The following is a 17,022-nucleotide window of genomic DNA, read 5'->3' as shown; positions in this document are numbered from 1 at the left end:
ATATATGGAATGTTATGGGTATTCAACGAATACCTCTGTTTTCCTATGCCCTTTTTCGTCGTCTCGGCCACCTACTTCTCCTAATCTTTCATTTTTCTCCATTTGACTAAGGAGAAGTCCTGCGAATTCATGAGCCTGAGTGGTATTTAAATCATTTCAAGGGAGCTCAATAACAACGTCTAAAACTTTCTTATTCGAATCCTATGCTAAGCTTTCTTCCCCCTCATTTTATGACAAAGAGACATGATAACCCAAATAGCAGTTGGAAGTGCAATGGCTCCTGCTATTGCTCCAATGATCATAGACGCTAAAATGTTCACTGCACTGACAGAGACGTATAACAATATAAAAACAGCTATTAAGAAGAGAAAGGCTAGTATAGTTTTCAAAAGATTAACTAAGCCTTTTTTTTCTTGTACCTTCCATTTGTTATTGTATGTTGCGATTACAGTCCAAGCTGTTGGAAGTGCAATGGCAGTGAAAATAACTGCTATTGCTAACATTATTGATTTGAATGTACCAGAGCTTATGATTGATCCAACCCATGCTAGTACTGTTATTAGAGCGAACGGAATGGCAAAATAATTCATAGAACGGGCTAGATTTCCATACTTTTCTACGGATGTGTCACGGTCACTATAAATCGGTTTTGTATTAGGTTGTGCTCGAAATAAATGAATATCTCCTTTTGAGGTAATATGCGCCCATCCAGAAGATGCAAAAAAGTCAAAGTATTCTTCTTCTTCATCTTTTTTTAATGAACGATAATCGACACTGTAGATATAATCGGTGCTTTCTCCTTTTTTTAGCGTATATCCCATAAATGTAAAATTGCTAACATGCCAACCCTCCAAAGAAAATCGGCGTAGTTTTTCCATGTCCTTATCCTCAGAAAAAGCTAACCCACCTGACATAATGTACTTTGTTTGTCTCATTTTTTACCCTCCTTTAATCCTGTTTCTGCTAATTGAATCATCATTTTTCTTATTTTCACATCTTCCTCTAATACAGTTCTGCCCTTGTCGGTAAGCAAATACGTCTTACGTCTTGAATCCGACCCATCATGCAAATAAATCCATTCTTGTTTTAATAACTTTTTTATAATCGTGTACATTGAAGCAGGACCTATAGTAATTGCCCCATTTGTTGATTCTTCAATTAAGCTCATAATTGCGTAACCATGCCTTGGTTTAGTTAAAGCAGCCATAATATAAAACACTGAATCCGTTAATTGCTCAGTTTTTTTCAACCCATCACCTTCTATATCTCTTTAATATATATCACAAAACGATATATTTGAAAATAATATATCACAATGTGATATATACATCAAGAGTTATATCACATTGTGATACATCAATGAATGATATTTATCCTTTATAATCAAAAAAATCCTTACAAAATGGGCTCTACGCCAAATCGGAAAACAACATGATGTTCTTGTCCATCATCCTTCTACAACTAAACTAGTGATTTGCCAGTACCCCTAATTCCTCCTTGCAGTGTCACAGCTTCGCTTGTTATACGAGATCTTAGTCCCAACCAGCCTCAATCATGTTTCTACAAGTAGGGGCGAACCGTTTAGCTGACGGGGGCGAAGCCCCACGTGCAGTTACGTTCTACCCTGGCTACTGATATAATAAGACCAATTCCTCAGAAACAGAAAGTGTCGGATCATTACTCAATATTCTTGAAACCGTTGTAGTTGAAACGCTAGAATGTCTCGCTATATCCTTAATGGTTACCATGGTATCAACTATGCCTTTAGTTAATTTTACTTAAATCATAAATCACTGGAGCCTAACCAGGACTTAGATTTCCTAATTCATCCTTTTCTTCACGAAACAGTGTGAACATGGTTACGACTGTAAAAATTAATACAACAATATCTAAGAACAAGTAAGCACTTTTGAAGCCAATCGTGTCGTACATATTTCCAGCAATGCAATGGGAAAATGGCACCTCTTTGCTTGAAATCCAATCAAATAAACCGTGGCGGATAGTCTCATATCGAAATTAGCTGAGATATATTTAAATATGCCTACTAGCTAAATTTCACTTCAGCCACGTGCATCAATTTCAACAACTGATCCCAACAGGTCTATCTGCAATACTGGAACCTAACTAACATGATAAATCCAGCATAGATCACGGGTGAGTGAGAATCGCTAAGGTGAAGTGGAGACGTGCGTATGGAATGTTATGGGTATTAGGTAAATACCTTTGTTTCCGCATGCCCTTTTACGTCGTCTTTGGCTACCTGATTCTCCTATTCTTTCGTTTTTCTCATTTCGATTAAGGAGAAATCCTGCGAATTCTGGTCTAATCTTGTCCTCGACTCGAGACAAGAACTTGTACCGATAACACAAAAAAGCCGCTAAAATGGCGACTTTTTTTCAAAGGGGACAATGTTTTTGTCCTGAGACATAAACAAACTTAGTGTTCTGAGATCATCATTGTCAATTAGAGGTAGTTCCTTAAAAAAGAAACCTGTAAGGATGAAGTGCATTGTTAACATAAATAATATATTTTTACCCTGCCCCTCCTTTTCCATAACTCACTCACCGTAGACTTTGAGAATTCCATACTTCTATTTGGATTGATCTGAATCATCAGTTAATGGTTCAGTTTAACAAATGTGACCGATAGGTAAATAAGAGAGCAATGATAAGAACCCCAGTCTTTTTGGACTAGGGTTTTCTTTTTTTATTTTCTTAATTTGTGTAATAAATGACGCTACTTGCTATTATACAGATAGCATCATCTCAAGACTGGACTTAACTTCCAATGCAATTAGATTAATAATTGGCTCTAAATCTCCATTATCCGCTTGCTCCAAGGCAACATAGTAATCTTCACGTTTCTCATTACGAATGATAGCAGGAGGATAACCGTTTTTAAGTAGTATAAAGTTCATAGCAAGCCGACTGACCCTACCATTTCCATCTGTAAATGGATGGATAGCAACGAGTTTATGATGCAGTACTGCTGCTAGTTTGACAGGATGCATATCTAAGTTTTCATTGTACCATACAATGAGATGTTCCATTTCATACGGCACTTGTACTGCAGGAGTATACTGATGGATATTACCGGACATAGTTAGCACATGATTATCCATCTTCTTATAAACTCCAGGAGAAAAGTCAATGTCCCTTACTCCCTGAAATAGAATGGCATGAAAATCTTTAATAATGCTTTCGTTTAGATCTCTCTGTTTGATTGCGTCATTTAGGTAATCTATAGCTTCTGCATGGTTTATTATTTCTAAATGTTCTCTTAATGATTTCCCTTTTACGGTCAGTCCTTCTCTTAAGAAGAATGCTGTTTCACGATAAGTGAATGTATTGCCTTCAATTGCATTCGTATGATAAGTCCACTCTTCACGGAATTTTTGAGCAATGGTGTTCATAAGCTTGGGATTGATCGGGCGTTTTTTATCGACCTCTATTCGAAGAGCATCAATTTGATTAAACATTAGCCATTTTCCTTCCTACTTCGTATTACTAGCATTATATCAAAATAAACTCCTATCAATACTACTGCGAGCATCTTTCCTATGAAATTATGAACTGCATAAGAACTAAACGTTCTCGTTTTGCTGAAGAAGGGGTATTAGATAAATATAAGAAGCTGGCTTTAAGCCAGCTTTAAACGTACGAATGAGAATTGTACAAAAACGGGGTCACGAGCTTTCCTGCCATTGTCCAATAATGTATCTTCACAAGCACTATAATCGAATCCAAGAAGTTTTATAACGGCATCATCTTCATGGATGTATTTTTCTTCTTTGATCCTTGATAGTTGATTATTTGCAAGGTCTAAGTAATATTTTTCTTCTAAATTTTTGATATAAAGAACACCATCCTCAAGTGAAGGATGCGGAACACTCCATCCGGAGCGGAGGCCTTCTCTTTTAATATTATCCTTACAGATGGAACTTCCTGGCTTACACGGGGGTCAATCTGGAGCTCACCAGCTACTTTGTACAAATTTTCTGGAGTTATAAACATGAATTTATTTTTCTAATGACGGATTGTAACATGAAGTGCGACACTTAGTTATAAAATGGTCTGAAAATTGAAATCCTTTGCTTTTATCTATAACATCGTTAATTAAAATAGAGCAACGGACATATCGCCGCTGCTCTTGCTTTAGTTGTTTACTTTATTTGTTCCATTTCGTCTTCTGGATAAACTTCTTTGTAGTTCTTCATCAAACTCATGTCCCCTACAAAAAAGGACTCGACAACTGGAAGTGCTTCGATAGTATATTCTACACCGTTCTTGACTCCGCCTCCTCCGTCCATCTTTCCTGCGCCCTTATTATGAATATCCTCTATTTGGTCAAGTTCCTTTACCTTATTTCCTTCTTCGTCTACATAAAAGTATCTGTCAGTCGAAGTACCATAAAAAGCATCTTTGTTAGATGTTTTAAGGATGCCATCCTCTCCGATTCGGAAGGTAGTCACTCCGTCCTCCTTCTTAATCTCTGAATACTCTGATTGATCGTATATGATATAAGCCCATCCAACGTAATCTTCTGGAATTAGAAATTCAAACTTTCCATTCGCCTTGCTGCAACCTGCCGCAACGAAAACAAAACATATCGCCATAAGCAAAATAGATAACTTCTTCAAAAAAAACACCCTCTCTAGTTGTTAAAAGCCATTATAAAATTCCCTTATATATAAAGAGCTCGTTAGTAGAATCATGGCGCCACCATTTGGGCTAATGTAACCCTAATCCCTGCTCTAAAGTATGAATGAGTTCGGTACGATACCGAACCTATTTTGGGCAAGTTTAAAAGTTTTGAGCTAACAAACGTATATATAATTTGGTGTTATGTAGTAATACTTTTTTTAATTATTTTCAATGTAAATATGATTTCGAACTTCTTCATTAATGCTAAATCATAGTATAAATCTTAACATAAGCAAAAATCTTGTATAGGTATCTGTTGTTTCTCAGATAAAGATCTCTTCTATAAGTTTGTATTACCCATCTTCTCTGCTTCATTAATCTTGGCTATATCTATTATATAAGAGCCTAACGCATCAAAAACAGCCACTCTTCCTACAGGGCCAATGTACCGGATGTTACCTAATTTATAAATTGTGAGGTCCATTAAGTCTCTCATATTAAAATACTTATTACGTTTTAAGTATTTGATAACACTCTTATAAGTTTTCCCCTCATATTGTCCAAAGTAAGTCTCTACATCTAAATTCATAAGTGATTCTGGTAGAGCAAATATTTCTAATAACCGAGAATTTGAGTAATGTTCAATAAGATAATCATATTTATTTTTTTTCCTTATCTCTTTCAAGGATCAATGTTAGCTTATTACAAAGAGTACGATCTTCTAGATCTAATGTGGGCGGGAAAAGAGAAATTAATCTTTGTAGCTCTTCTGCTGATAGATCGATGTAAGACATTAGGGCTCCTCCTTACGATTTTTTCAAAAATAATCAGTTCCTCCTAAATATTCTATACTTCTTTTGACCTACTTACAAGGCATTTTGTAGGTCTATGAGACTACTTTGTAAAATCTTCCCTGAACCTCCCTCTAACTCCTCCCCTATATTTTCAAACCTAACTGAATCTAATGTTTAATATTTGTTGTCGATTTTAGTTCTGAGAACCCAAAATTTTTTAATAGTTATGATTCAAGCATTTTTGTACCATATTATTCGATTAATATTGTAGATTTTGCATTCATGCGGGCGTTTAATGCTTAGGCTGACGTCTAGGCTGTTATGCATACAATGATAAGTACAGAGATAATAATCTTTGTTCTGGTTCTCATATGTTGCAGCAATAACCATTCTGTTTGTTCATTTATAATGAAGTCTTCTCCCTTTATAGTTTATCTTGGCTAGTGTTCTGATTAGGGATATTTGAGTAAAAAATCGTTTAATGCCTTGCTTCGTTGACAAATAGAATTGCAATTCTTAGCATAACCTGAGTTACAGAGACAAGGAGGTTATCTCTATTCAACCCCGACAACGACAGGAAAATGAACGAAGCGAGCTCCGAGAGAAACGCCGTTTAAGCATCATTGAAGTTGCCATTTCTATTTTCTCTCAGCAAGGGTTCGAAAAGGCTACCATGCAGGAAATCGCCAAGGCTGCAAGCCTTGGCGTAGCTACTGTATTCCGCTATTTCCCAAGAAAGAACATTTGATTGTTGCCGTTGCTTCACATATTGTTCAGTCCGAAGTGATTATCTTTGAAAAGATTGTGCATGGAGAAGGAAGCTTTTAGAAACGACTATTTCAAGTTCGGGACACTGAATCTATAAGCCAATATCTATTGCTGCGTTTTCTTCAAACAGTGAGACTATATGTATATAATGTAAATTAATCTGGGTAATTTACGTCGTATAGAAGTTCTTGTCTTGAGTAGACGACAAGAACCTCTATACAATAAATAAAAAACCGCAGTATATATGCGTTGACGTCCAACAATAGATACGGGGTCAATCTTAACGATTAAATATCTTCAAATCGTTACAAATATGGTATTTAAGTCGCATAAACCCTGTGCCTTTGTAACAGACTGCTCCAATATAGTTATCTGAGAAATGCAGCGATCGAGTTGTGTACGGCTCTCCATGTTCTGATTTAGGGTGTCGAATCCAGGAATAGTTATCCTCCATTGTATTAAACTTAAGCCATTGTCCTCCAATCCCTAATCCGGTGGCTTTAGCAAATGCCTCCTTACGAGTCAGTATGTTCAATAGTGATATTGTTTGTTCTCTGTTATTACTTGAGGATAAACAGTATGTTTGCTCAAATGGGGTCAGAAACCGAGATGCAATACGTTTCACATGCTGCATCTTACGAATCTTTTCGATATCGATACCGACCGGACAACTTGCAACAACGATTGAAGTAAGGAATTTAGTATGTGATAAATTAAATTCTGGTCCTTCACAAACATAGGGTTTTCCATTTTGTTGATATCTTATCTGTATTTCATTCGGAGGACATCCCATATATTGACCGAGTACATATTTTAAAAATGATCTTGAGGCAGTAAACTGTTTCCTGCTCTCCATCGAGTTGTATTTAAGCATCCTCTTTATTTCTGCCTCGTTTAACACTTCACTCGGTTCGGGATCTAACGTTAGACATCTCTTTCTGGATGTGTAATTAATCCAAATATCAAGTATACTATTTTTCATACAATTTCATTCCTTCTGAGAGAGAGCACTAAGTAATGACAGACATCCTAAGCTTCTCAGGGACAGCATATTCGTATAATAAACTATTAATTTCTTCATATGTTGGCTGAAGAAGCAATTCACCCAACTTTATATGATTCAAACCAATTAATGCATTTTCGGATACTTTCATGCACGCATACTTTAGCGAGTCTAACTCTGAGTAATGAAGACCGATGCATTTCATTCGGCTCATATCTATAATCTTCTTATCTATGCCCTTGCGTGGTAACGCTTCAAGACAAGAAATAACCTGATTATAAAGCTCTCTTGGATCAATTGAAAAACCACTCATGATAGAAAATGCAAAAGAAGATCGATAATAATGCTCCCATGAGGCTGTTTTATTAATCAAACCTCTGTGAACGGCATTCTGAAAAAATGATGAGTTTTCTCCAAGTAGAGCTTCAATCCCTATCATCAGTGTAACTAGCTCTCTTTCCGACGTATGAGTTAAGTTACCTCGAAAGCCAAATTGGACGATTGGAATTGCCTGAAATCCAGGTATTTCTCTATAAAAGTCTTCAGAGCATGATATAGGAAGTTTCCATGTTTCATTTGACGTCGATGAAATATTTAAAGGCAACTTTTTCTCCAAAAAGTCAACTATGAAGTCTGCATTTACTGGGCCTGCTATCGTCAAAGCCATCTGGCTAGGCGTATAATACTGTTGATATACACTCTGTAATACAAAAGGGGTTATCTCTTCTATACTAATCTCGGTCCCTGCCACATCCTTGGCTAAGACATGATTTTCTCCATATAGCATAGAAAGGAGCTGCTGCATGCATAACCATACTGGTTCATCCGTATAATTGCCTAGCTCTTGTTTAATAATTGATTTTTCTGCTTGAATATGTTCCTCTTGAAAGTAAGGAGTAAAAATAAAATCTAAAAACAAAGAGAGATTACTTTGAAAACACTCCGTAGAAGCCAGCTGATATGTCGTCACATCATATCGAGTTAGTGCGGAAGTAGACGCACCTCGGTCATGAAGCTGTTGTTTAGCAGACTTTCCCGGTTGGTAGAACATCATATGCTCCAAAAAGTGTGCTGTTCCGTAAGGATGAGGAGCAAATGGTAGATCCACATTGTAATCTTTTCCTATACTATCATGTATTGCGCCATATGAAATGCTCAGTGCAGAGAATGTATGAACATGATATGGCCTAGGTAGAATTTGAACTCGCATCCCATTGGATAAACGATAAACCATCATTTCTTGATCAAGCAAAAACTTCATAAATTATGCCCCCTTCCCACTTTTATCTACCGGTTCATTAGGAAAAAGGACCCATGTGATAGCTTTTTCGAGATTGTTCGCTATTTGTGTTATCTCTTCTACAGTAACGGTATTAATTAATTCTATGAAATCTGCAGAATTCATATTAGTTTCTGTTAGGCATTGGTCCAGGTGGACATCAATCTCTTGCTCCGGGAGATCCATTCCAACCTTCATATAGTGAAGAACTCCTTCAACTGCTCGCGTGACTTCTTCTTTATCCAACCTTCCTTCAGCAATTAGTTTAAGTTCTTTATCAATGATTAATAAAATATCAGCGGTATTCCCTACCGTTGTGCTCGTGTTTATATGAATAAGTTGTCTGAAACGATCTAATTCACTCATAACTTCATATACTAATTGTTTCCTTCGCCGAAGCTCAAAATTCAGTTTAGACATCGGACCGGAAGCAAATAACTTGTGAAATACAAACAAAGCTGCAAAGTTAGGAGAACCATAAGTGACGTGCGTCTTATAGGCAATGCTTAATTTGCACTGATGAAAGTTCCCATGTTCAATCATTAGTGAATGCTGTTTGTTTTTTAATAATTTTGAATTTGCTCTATCAAGAGATTCAAAGGAATTTTCAAGAGAATTTTTTGGTGACGGAGATGTGAACCAAGAAAGTACTTCATCAGAGTAATCGTTCGGATTTACGTCGCCAATAATATGAATGTGTATTGGCAAACGGAGTATTTTTTCATAGGCTTCATATATATGGTCCTCTTGTATAGGAGATTTACTTTCTTGACTAACAGAAGAGAAATCAATCTTCTCAGAATCATAGCCCATATAAGATAGACATCGACTCTTTAATATAGAGCTTGGGTCAGAGTACGTCCGTTTCATGGTATGCCGAAAAGTCTCAATTTCTTCTTTAATTCTTTTGCTATCAAAAACCCATCCATCCTGGCGAGAAGGATGGAATATCAAGTCAGACAACAGCTTAAGTGCTTTCCAAGAGGGAGATTCCTTACCCTTTAAAAAGTGAGGTTGAACGACTTTTATTGAGTAAGAAGCGATCTGATCCATTCCCTTTTGGTTTATACTAAAGGTATAACTTGCACCATATAACTGACACAATTTTTCTCTCTTTTCGAAATCATTCAAATCTACGCCCCCTACTTTGCCTAAAAGGCGTGCAATAAAGGAAAAAATATATTGATCAATAACCATTCCCTTATTAACTATGGACAAAGTTAAATAAGCATTATAATACTTTGTGGTCGGTAGAAGATGAAGCGATACATTGCGTTTTTTCGTCGATATGAAACGTTCAGTCACCTCTGTTTCACCTCCATGAGTTCCTGGAACTCTTTAATCAAGATAGACTGTATACTAAACTTTGTTGCAAATTCATCCCAAGTTGGCCAAATCCTCCAATTGGTTTACTGATCCAATCAAGCTGAGTTTTCTCACCATGAGGATTATATATACCCTCGTTCTCCCAAGAAAGAACTTGTGCATGATGACGGTCCCAAAATCGCCATTGCTCCGGCTGGAGCATCAATTGATTCCTAAAAGGCGTATAAACCTGTTCTGCCATATGCTGAATATCGTTGCTAGCTTCAAACGGAGGAAGAAAAACAATCTTGCTTTTATAATCTTCCGTCATTGTCATGAAATACAAGCAAACCGGTTTTTTGGCTCTGGCTAAAATACGAAATATACCGCTTCTTGTCTTGATTTTAGATGTCAGAAATGGTAACTCCAGCGAATAATTATCTGTATTAAATCCTGTCTGACCATCCACAAACAGACTGAAGCAGCCCCCTTTTTTTAGATGCGAATACAGCTTTAATCCTATTAGCTCATCTTGAGAGTTAAGCAATTCTGCTCTTGAATATTTGCGAATAGATTCCCACTTGTCTAGCTGTTTTTCTTGAGATACAGTATTCTTCTCTGCTACCAGGTAAAAAGGAAGACCCCCTCGATAGTAGCCTTTGCGTATTTCTTGCCCGATAGTCACCATGTTGTGTCTTACAAAACCATAGTGAAAAGTAAGAAATGCCCCGCCCTCTTGCAGAGTAGACTGTAAATGCTCGCGTCCTGAGACTTCATCCCATTCCAAAAATGAATACGGTGTTTTTTTATGATCATCAACCGTCCTTAAAAACGCAAGATAATTTATCCATGTTTCCTCAGCCTTTTTTGGCCCAACTAATGAATTTAATTCTTTTGCAATGTTCATAAGAGCATAAAAATAACCGAGCTTTAAGCCTCCTGAGTTTCGCTGTCGTTCAATATCATTTGAAACTTCGTACCGATGTAATTCAAAATTCTTTCTAAAATCCATTGCAGGCACTCCTTTTAATATAAACTTACACCATGGAAATTCGATTCCGGTGAAGGCCTTCCAGAATATATGCCATCAGTCGTAAAGCAAGCTCCATATGTCCTGGTAGTCTTTCTGATAGGGATACACCATGACCCTCTACCAAATCTCCTCCGAAGAAGTTTAGACCAGATTGAAAAACTGTTTCCAACGTTTGCAATATTATTTGAAATGATGGCCCTCCACTAATAGGGAAATCAACATGTGGAAAAGAACCGGGATCAAGACAGTCCATATCGAAAGAAATATAAGCAACAGAATCAGGATAGGATTCATGTAAATCTGACAACAACTTTCTAATATTGTTCGGTTCTAGCTTTTCTCCTGTCACTTGGATTAACTTATCATGAATATACATTTGATCAACCGATCTGATACCTCTTAGCCCCAGCTGTACCACTGCAGAAACACCCTCATGTGCTAGAAGGTGGCGGACAAAGTTGGCATGTGTAATACGATCATTGTGAACGGCGTCTGTACCACAATCATGATGAGCATCAAACTGGATTAAAATTATTGGCTTTTTAGCATTTTCGATAAATGCCGATATCAGCGTATGTGTGATAGAGTGGTCCCCTCCTATACTGAACAGACCTGCGTTTTCATTTATCGCCAGTTTCATAACTTCGTTAACTCCAACTGAGAAGGAATCTGAATTTCTATCACAATTCAAATTGTCTTGTTCGCATGTTCCCAAATCCTGCGAAATAACTCCTTGCATCAAGCGTCGGTCCATTCCTATATCAAACAATCCGGAAGTGAATGGAGGAACAACAGCTGGATACACTGTTCGTTTCCATGATTCAGCCCGGAGACTTTCTTCAAAATAGCTGACGGGTGAGTCGTTTACGCTAGTACCTCCTGAATTAGGAATACCAAGCAGATATACATTAGGTTTTGGCTGCCCTAGGAGAGGATTAAAATTGAAAAAAGGAATTAAAGGTGGTTTGATATTTTGCAATAAGGGAGTATTCCTTTCAACATTCCAGGAATCATGTTCTACCTCGTAGAATTGAGTGAAATTTTCATCAGCAGCTACCCACGAATCATCAAAACGTTGCATTAAATAATAAGGATTCATAACCATAAACCTCCTTAGGGCTGCGGTGAGATTACATTCTCTCGTGTTTTCTTTCCCTCATCTGTAACTTGCCGTGCTAGAACATAACGTTTTTTATACATACGGAAAATGGGGAAAATGATGGTGGCCCCAGCAATGTTCGCAGCAAAAATACACCAATAAAATGCCTCAGGACTATTAAACTTTGATGTTATGCCAAAGCCCCCAGCAACAATTAGACAAAAATAAATGGCATTCAGCACTAAAGCCCTGTAACCCTGCCCTGTTTGTTCCATCGTCAGCAAGGCAGTCATCATTGGCCCCATTAGTAAATAAGAAGGGGCGACAATACTTAAGTATCGAATGGCTTCCACTTGAGAATATTTATCAGCAATAAGAAAGGAAACGATGGGGTCTTTAAACAGCCAAATTGATGCAGCAATAAATAAATATGTGCCGTAGGATTGCAACATCCCCTTTTTAAAACCTTCATAAGCACGCATACTTTTTTTGCTAGCCATGTTTTGATTAATTAAGATACCTATAGCTGAACCGATGACAATCCCAGGCAGGATAGCCATGGTTTGAATTCGATACCCAACCCCAAACCCAGCAATAACACTTTCACCAAAAGGACTGACAATTCGATTATAGAAAAACGTACTTATAAAGATGAGACAATACGATGCAAAAACGGGAATTCCAACATACCGTAAAAGTATCAATTTGGACATATTAATACTTCGATTTGGAAACCGAAGATCGCCACCCTTAATTAGAATAGTGATAGCAGCACTAAGAGATAAAAGACTACTGATGATGTTGGCATAAACTATTCCGTTCAAACTCAAACCAATCATGTTTACCAGTATATATACAAGCGAAATATTAACCAAAGCTGTACATACAGCTATAAAAGAGGCGTGTTTTGCCCTTCCTAACCCTCGCAGAGAGGCATTGGCTATCGCTCCGAGAACTGTGGGAACAGCTGCAATCATCATTCCTATTACGTAGGAGGAAAAAAGAGGAGTAATATCATCTGGAATTTTATAAAAGTACTGAAGTATGGGTAAGCAAAGGAAGACGATTAATCCAATAAAAATACTTAGTATAAGTCCTCCTCCTGCATAATGAGCAAATAGACTAGATAATTCCTTCGACCCTGATTCACGCTGGCGGGAAACAGTGACTTGGGTAGACAACTGAATAGCCTCTACTAGAGCTATCAGAAGAAAAGATACGGGAATATAAAGGGAAAGTACGTAAAGCACACTCTGTCCCGTATGCCCCATGAAAAACACGTTTGCCATCTGGGATAAGATATTAACTATAGAAGCAAGTAACATTGGTACTGCTGTCTTTAACAGTAGCCCCCCAATTTCCCCAGTTGTGTAATCTAGACTCTTCAGGGCAAATCTCTCCTTCCGTAAAGGTTATCCGATTCAAGACTGGTTGAGAATGTACAATTACGCAGCAAACCGAAAGCTGATTTTTATAATCCCATGCCACAAGCATGATCTTGGTCCCTGCACAGGGCTGGTTTACGGTTAACCATTCTGCAAGCTGAACCCAAATATCGCCACTTTGAGCATCAGCTATTAACTTATTCTCTGTAATATTTAAAAAGGAACTTAGACGAGACTGGACTATAGTTATATCTGGCTTATATTTAACCTTTAGAGATTCTATTACAGTGTTAGCTTGTAACTTATTTATTTTATATTTCCCTTCGTATTGAATCTCAAGTGCTCCCTTTTTTGCTTTCAATTCTAGAGAAACTGCCATATCCACTAGAGGACACAGCCCATTTTCATATATAGGCGGCAAAATTCGCTGTTCCGTAAAGACAATCAGAGCTTGATGATACATCGACCACTGTAAAACCGGGATAAATTCAACTGAAGCGAGCGATCCCAAGTGAGATAACCCAAAATACTTTTCACAATGAATAGGGCCTTCCTCAAGCAAACGGGCTAAAGGAGGATTCAGTGAATATCTATCTGGATAGGACTGTGCCACAATAAAAGCATCCCATTTTATCCCCTTACTATGATCTAGGACCTTATTTGCCATATCTCCACTAGTCAAGCGCTGTCCATTATGGATATACGTACGGACACTAGATGCTAGTGGATTACCATAATATGTTTTTTCTGCAAAAAGATAAGGGGAAATAAAATGATAATCATTCGGCAATTCTTCATTTACATAGTCTTCATCTCGAATGGTCAGCCAACTGATACTATCAACAAAAAGCGAGGCAAGCTTCATTGTTTCACGCATAACTCATCTTCCCAGTAATATACGCTTGAAATAAGTTCACCTTCTGTATGTTAGTTGTTCCTTCCATAAACTCAAATGCTCTAGCATCACGATACCATTTATTCAATAAAGGATGTTCATACATTGATCCAGGACCTAGACAATCAATTGCAACCTGGGTGACTTCTTCAGCAAGCTGTGAAGCCTGAACCTTCCCAAGTGAAGCAAGATAACCCTTATTTGTGTCGGTATCAATTTCCATTGCAGCATATCGAATTAGAGAGCGAGTCATAATCAAACGTAGTTCCAACTGCTCCAATTGGTGCTTCTCCAGAGTATTAAAATTCCTGCGTTGCGTTAGAAGGTAATTGTACGCAGCCTGCGCAACGCCAAGAGCAAGAGCAGCCACGCCTGGACGCATCCGATGGAACGTCTGTAGTGCCCCCCAAAAGCCTCTTTTAGCCCTGCTTAAGTGTTTTCCAAGTACTTGTTCTTCCTTAATATGAAGATTAGCAAATGTTAGGTGGCTGAGCTGCACAGCTCGAACACCCATCGTATCTAAGGGTACTGCGTTAAATCCTGCCACTGAGGTATCTACCAGAAACACTTGAATACCAAGGGGGGTTTGATTGGTTTGGGCAAAAACTAACCCCATATCTGCTCGGCAACCGTTGCCGATAAAATATTTTTCTCCGTTTAAGATAAAGCTCCCATCTAAATTTGGAAGTGCTTTTGTCTGTATGGCCGTTGCATCGGATCCTTTACTAGGTTCGGAGAGAGCAAAGAAAGTCCAGGAAGGCGCTTTAAGAAATCTGGAGTAAAACCTTTCTTTCTGTTGAGAATCCGCCAGCTCGTTAATGATAATACCGGACATAGAGGCTCCAGGACTGCCCAAAAAAACTCCTGCATCACCATAAGCAAGCTGTTCTATGGCAGCTGCCCTTTCAATGCAGCTTAGTCCATAATATTTCTCCGAACCAATAGTTACTATTGGTTCACCCCCAAATTCCGGAGGTATCATCATCCGATTTATAAGATGAAGTGAAGGTCTCTCCGAGTACAACGGCAATTTATCTGGACATTCGTCTATTAATAGCCCAAATTCTCTTAAATCCTCACCAACAGCCCTCATTTCTTGCTCAAATATTTGTAGTTTTTCGGGGGTTATCATACACTCATTCCCTCCTTGTCAGGGATTAATAAATTTTTAGACACTTGTGATATGTAAAAGCTCTGCATTATTGGCCCGTGCACAAATCCATGACCTCCAGCTAGCTTTTGAAGAATTCCAAAAGCACGATCCAATTCGTTATGAATCATGATGTGTTTGAGTTTTTTTTCAATCTGCTGCCCGGTGTATTTTATATTTTCATGATTGGTACTTTTAATCAGTTCCAATATTGATACGATATCTGTGAAATTGGCTTTAACTAATTGATTTTGTATTGTCGGACCTCCTCCTGATGTTCGAGGGGACAAATGTTTTTTAGCAAGCTCCAATCCTACCGTACATAAAGTAGTCCTGTAGAGAATCATACTCTCAAGAAGAGCATAGTACAGAGCGTCTTCCTCTTGTTTCTGAGGATACTTATACTGATGAAGACGGAGCAGTTTTAATCCTGCGCCTTCTAGAATAGGATCGGTAACTTCTTGAATACCCGCTACCTCCCCAAAATTAATAAGATCCTTTCCATTATAAATAAAGAAATTTTTCTCATGGTACAATCGCTGTGTAATCATCACATATCCCGAGCTACTTATTGGTAATACGACTGTTTCATTTATTCGATGTGATAACTCCTCAAGAAGAACATCTGCTCCAATTGTTGCGGAGGATGTTAAGTCTAATTTCACATTCTTAATACAATCGGTGGTACTTCCTTCAACTAGGTTCATTTATCTTTCCTCCCTTCAATGTTTTAACAAGGCAAATCCAAAAAAACTTCCTAGACCTATACTCGTGAGCATAAATTTACTGCCTTTCTCTAGCCAACCGCGTGTCATCGCCTCTGATAAATTAATCATTGCATCATTAGAGAAGGTATGACCTATACGCGAAATCATATCAAGATAGATTCGTTCTTTATCAAATCCCGTGCGATGCAAAAATTCCTTCCATGTAGTCCAGTTCACATTGTGCGGTAATATATAATCGAGATCAGCAAGCTCCATTCCACAGGCTCGAGCTGTCGCTTCCATTCCACTAATAATATTGCTTACATAATTTTGATTAAATTTTCCCATCTCTTCTTCTGTAGCGTAGTAACCGGCATGGAACCGGGTGTCATTAATAATATTAACTGATTGAATGACATTTCTTTCCCCTCCGTTTTCAAGTAGCAATGCTACGGCAGAATCGCCTAATACAGTTGATTTACGGATGTATCGCCATGAATTCGGAAGAAAATTGAATTGATCTGCACACAGCAACAAGATTTGGCGAATTTCAGGTTGACATTCTGTCATACGTTTGGCTAGATCCATAGCTGCAATGGACGATGCGCAATTCAGCTGTGAGATGCCATATGAGGGTAAATGTTCCATGCCAAAATGACTTAGAACGTTATACATCAAGCCGTAATCCCCGGGAACCTGAACATGGGAAGAATGTGCGTAAAGCACGACATCAACTTGATCAAGGGATTGCTTCTTTTTTAGAATCTGAACACATTCAATTAGAGATTGATCCAGTGTCTGCCGCTCTTCCCTTATTGGGATTCCCTTTAACCGATGATATTTGCTCAATAAATGCATTTCTCCTTTGCTATATCCTTGATCTTCAAGGAGTGAGCTTGGGGATTCAATACGCTCCGGAAGACAAACAATGATATCCTTAATTGCAAGGCCCATCGGTTTC

The 17,022-nt window shown here is 38.0% G+C and carries 17 protein-coding genes and 1 pseudogene; 1 reads left to right on the top strand and 17 read right to left on the bottom strand.

Annotated elements, in window-relative coordinates; genetic code table 11:
• Window positions 1-206: 206 nt before the first annotated feature.
• The 7 genes and pseudogenes from GQY27_RS18750 to GQY27_RS21940 all read right to left on the bottom strand — a co-directional run bounded on the left by GQY27_RS18750 (window position 207) and on the right by GQY27_RS21940 (window position 5,437).
• Window positions 207-935 (bottom strand): DUF2812 domain-containing protein, encoded by a 729-nt coding sequence (locus GQY27_RS18750; RefSeq protein WP_160036783.1) that lies wholly within the window; start codon window positions 933-935, stop codon window positions 207-209.
• Window positions 932-1,249, bottom strand: coding sequence for a PadR family transcriptional regulator (locus GQY27_RS18745; RefSeq protein ID WP_160036782.1), 318 nt, complete (start codon window positions 1,247-1,249; stop codon window positions 932-934). The genes GQY27_RS18750 and GQY27_RS18745 overlap by 4 nt, the downstream gene beginning before the upstream one ends.
• Window positions 1,250-1,628: 379 nt before the next feature.
• Window positions 1,629-1,748, bottom strand: coding sequence for a LacI family DNA-binding transcriptional regulator (locus tag GQY27_RS18740; protein ID WP_160036781.1), 120 nt, complete (start codon window positions 1,746-1,748; stop codon window positions 1,629-1,631).
• Window positions 1,749-1,800: 52 nt separating this feature from the next.
• Window positions 1,801-2,039 (bottom strand): annotated as a pseudogene (locus GQY27_RS22110) (MFS transporter).
• 707 nt (window positions 2,040-2,746) lie between these two features.
• Window positions 2,747-3,478 carry a Fic family protein gene (locus tag GQY27_RS18730; RefSeq protein WP_160036779.1) on the bottom strand — a complete coding sequence of 244 codons (732 nt, stop codon included), beginning with the start codon at window positions 3,476-3,478 and terminating at the stop codon, window positions 2,747-2,749.
• 684 nt (window positions 3,479-4,162) lie between these two features.
• Complete coding sequence (locus GQY27_RS18725; protein WP_160036778.1) at window positions 4,163-4,639, bottom strand: DUF6843 domain-containing protein; 477 nt, start codon at window positions 4,637-4,639, stop codon at window positions 4,163-4,165.
• Window positions 4,640-5,302: 663 nt separating this feature from the next.
• Window positions 5,303-5,437, bottom strand: coding sequence for a hypothetical protein (locus GQY27_RS21940; RefSeq protein WP_268893044.1), 135 nt, complete (start codon window positions 5,435-5,437; stop codon window positions 5,303-5,305).
• A gap of 526 nt (window positions 5,438-5,963) precedes the next feature.
• Between GQY27_RS21940 and GQY27_RS22105 the strand changes: the two genes are divergently transcribed.
• Window positions 5,964-6,185 (top strand): helix-turn-helix domain-containing protein, encoded by a 222-nt coding sequence (locus tag GQY27_RS22105; RefSeq protein ID WP_160036784.1) that lies wholly within the window; start codon window positions 5,964-5,966, stop codon window positions 6,183-6,185.
• Between the two features lie 300 nt (window positions 6,186-6,485).
• Here GQY27_RS22105 and GQY27_RS18715 read toward each other — a convergent pair whose 3' ends face one another.
• The 10 genes from GQY27_RS18715 to GQY27_RS18670 are packed head-to-tail and all read right to left on the bottom strand — an operon-like array spanning window position 6,486 to window position 17,015.
• Complete coding sequence (locus GQY27_RS18715) at window positions 6,486-7,187, bottom strand: 4'-phosphopantetheinyl transferase family protein (protein ID WP_160036777.1); 702 nt, start codon at window positions 7,185-7,187, stop codon at window positions 6,486-6,488.
• Window positions 7,188-7,215: 28 nt separating this feature from the next.
• Window positions 7,216-8,469 (bottom strand): M16 family metallopeptidase, encoded by a 1,254-nt coding sequence (locus GQY27_RS18710; protein WP_160036776.1) that lies wholly within the window; start codon window positions 8,467-8,469, stop codon window positions 7,216-7,218.
• A 3-nt stretch (window positions 8,470-8,472) separates the two neighbouring features.
• A complete protein-coding gene (locus GQY27_RS18705; protein ID WP_160036775.1) occupies window positions 8,473-9,792 on the bottom strand; it encodes an insulinase family protein in 1,320 nt (439 codons plus the stop codon).
• 37 nt (window positions 9,793-9,829) lie between these two features.
• Window positions 9,830-10,804 carry an LpxL/LpxP family acyltransferase gene (locus tag GQY27_RS18700; RefSeq protein ID WP_160036774.1) on the bottom strand — a complete coding sequence of 325 codons (975 nt, stop codon included), beginning with the start codon at window positions 10,802-10,804 and terminating at the stop codon, window positions 9,830-9,832.
• Between the two features lie 25 nt (window positions 10,805-10,829).
• Window positions 10,830-11,924 carry an arginase family protein gene (locus tag GQY27_RS18695; RefSeq protein WP_160036773.1) on the bottom strand — a complete coding sequence of 365 codons (1,095 nt, stop codon included), beginning with the start codon at window positions 11,922-11,924 and terminating at the stop codon, window positions 10,830-10,832.
• A gap of 14 nt (window positions 11,925-11,938) precedes the next feature.
• The gene (locus GQY27_RS18690; protein WP_236570656.1) at window positions 11,939-13,195 is read right to left on the bottom strand and encodes an MATE family efflux transporter; all 1,257 of its coding nucleotides are present in this window, start codon (window positions 13,193-13,195) and stop codon (window positions 11,939-11,941) included.
• A 31-nt stretch (window positions 13,196-13,226) separates the two neighbouring features.
• Window positions 13,227-14,186, bottom strand: coding sequence for a hypothetical protein (locus GQY27_RS18685; protein ID WP_160036771.1), 960 nt, complete (start codon window positions 14,184-14,186; stop codon window positions 13,227-13,229).
• Entirely contained in the window at window positions 14,179-15,336 is a 1,158-nt protein-coding gene (locus tag GQY27_RS18680) for an acyl-CoA dehydrogenase family protein (protein ID WP_160036770.1), read from the bottom strand. Before GQY27_RS18680 ends, GQY27_RS18685 begins: the two co-directional genes overlap by 8 nt.
• Window positions 15,333-16,061: a hypothetical protein gene (locus GQY27_RS18675; protein ID WP_160036769.1), complete on the bottom strand. Its 729-nt coding sequence runs from the start codon at window positions 16,059-16,061 to the stop codon at window positions 15,333-15,335. The genes GQY27_RS18680 and GQY27_RS18675 overlap by 4 nt, the downstream gene beginning before the upstream one ends.
• Window positions 16,062-16,076: 15 nt before the next feature.
• Complete coding sequence (locus GQY27_RS18670; RefSeq protein ID WP_160036768.1) at window positions 16,077-17,015, bottom strand: 3-oxoacyl-[acyl-carrier-protein] synthase III C-terminal domain-containing protein; 939 nt, start codon at window positions 17,013-17,015, stop codon at window positions 16,077-16,079.
• Between the last annotated feature and the right edge of the window lie 7 nt (window positions 17,016-17,022).

This window comes from Paenibacillus sp. An7 (assembly GCF_009870785.1).
In the GTDB taxonomy this organism is placed as follows: Bacteria; Bacillota; Bacilli; order Paenibacillales; family Paenibacillaceae; genus Paenibacillus.
Note: the sequence above shows the minus strand (reverse complement) of the source record. Positions and strands in the feature narration are given on the sequence as shown.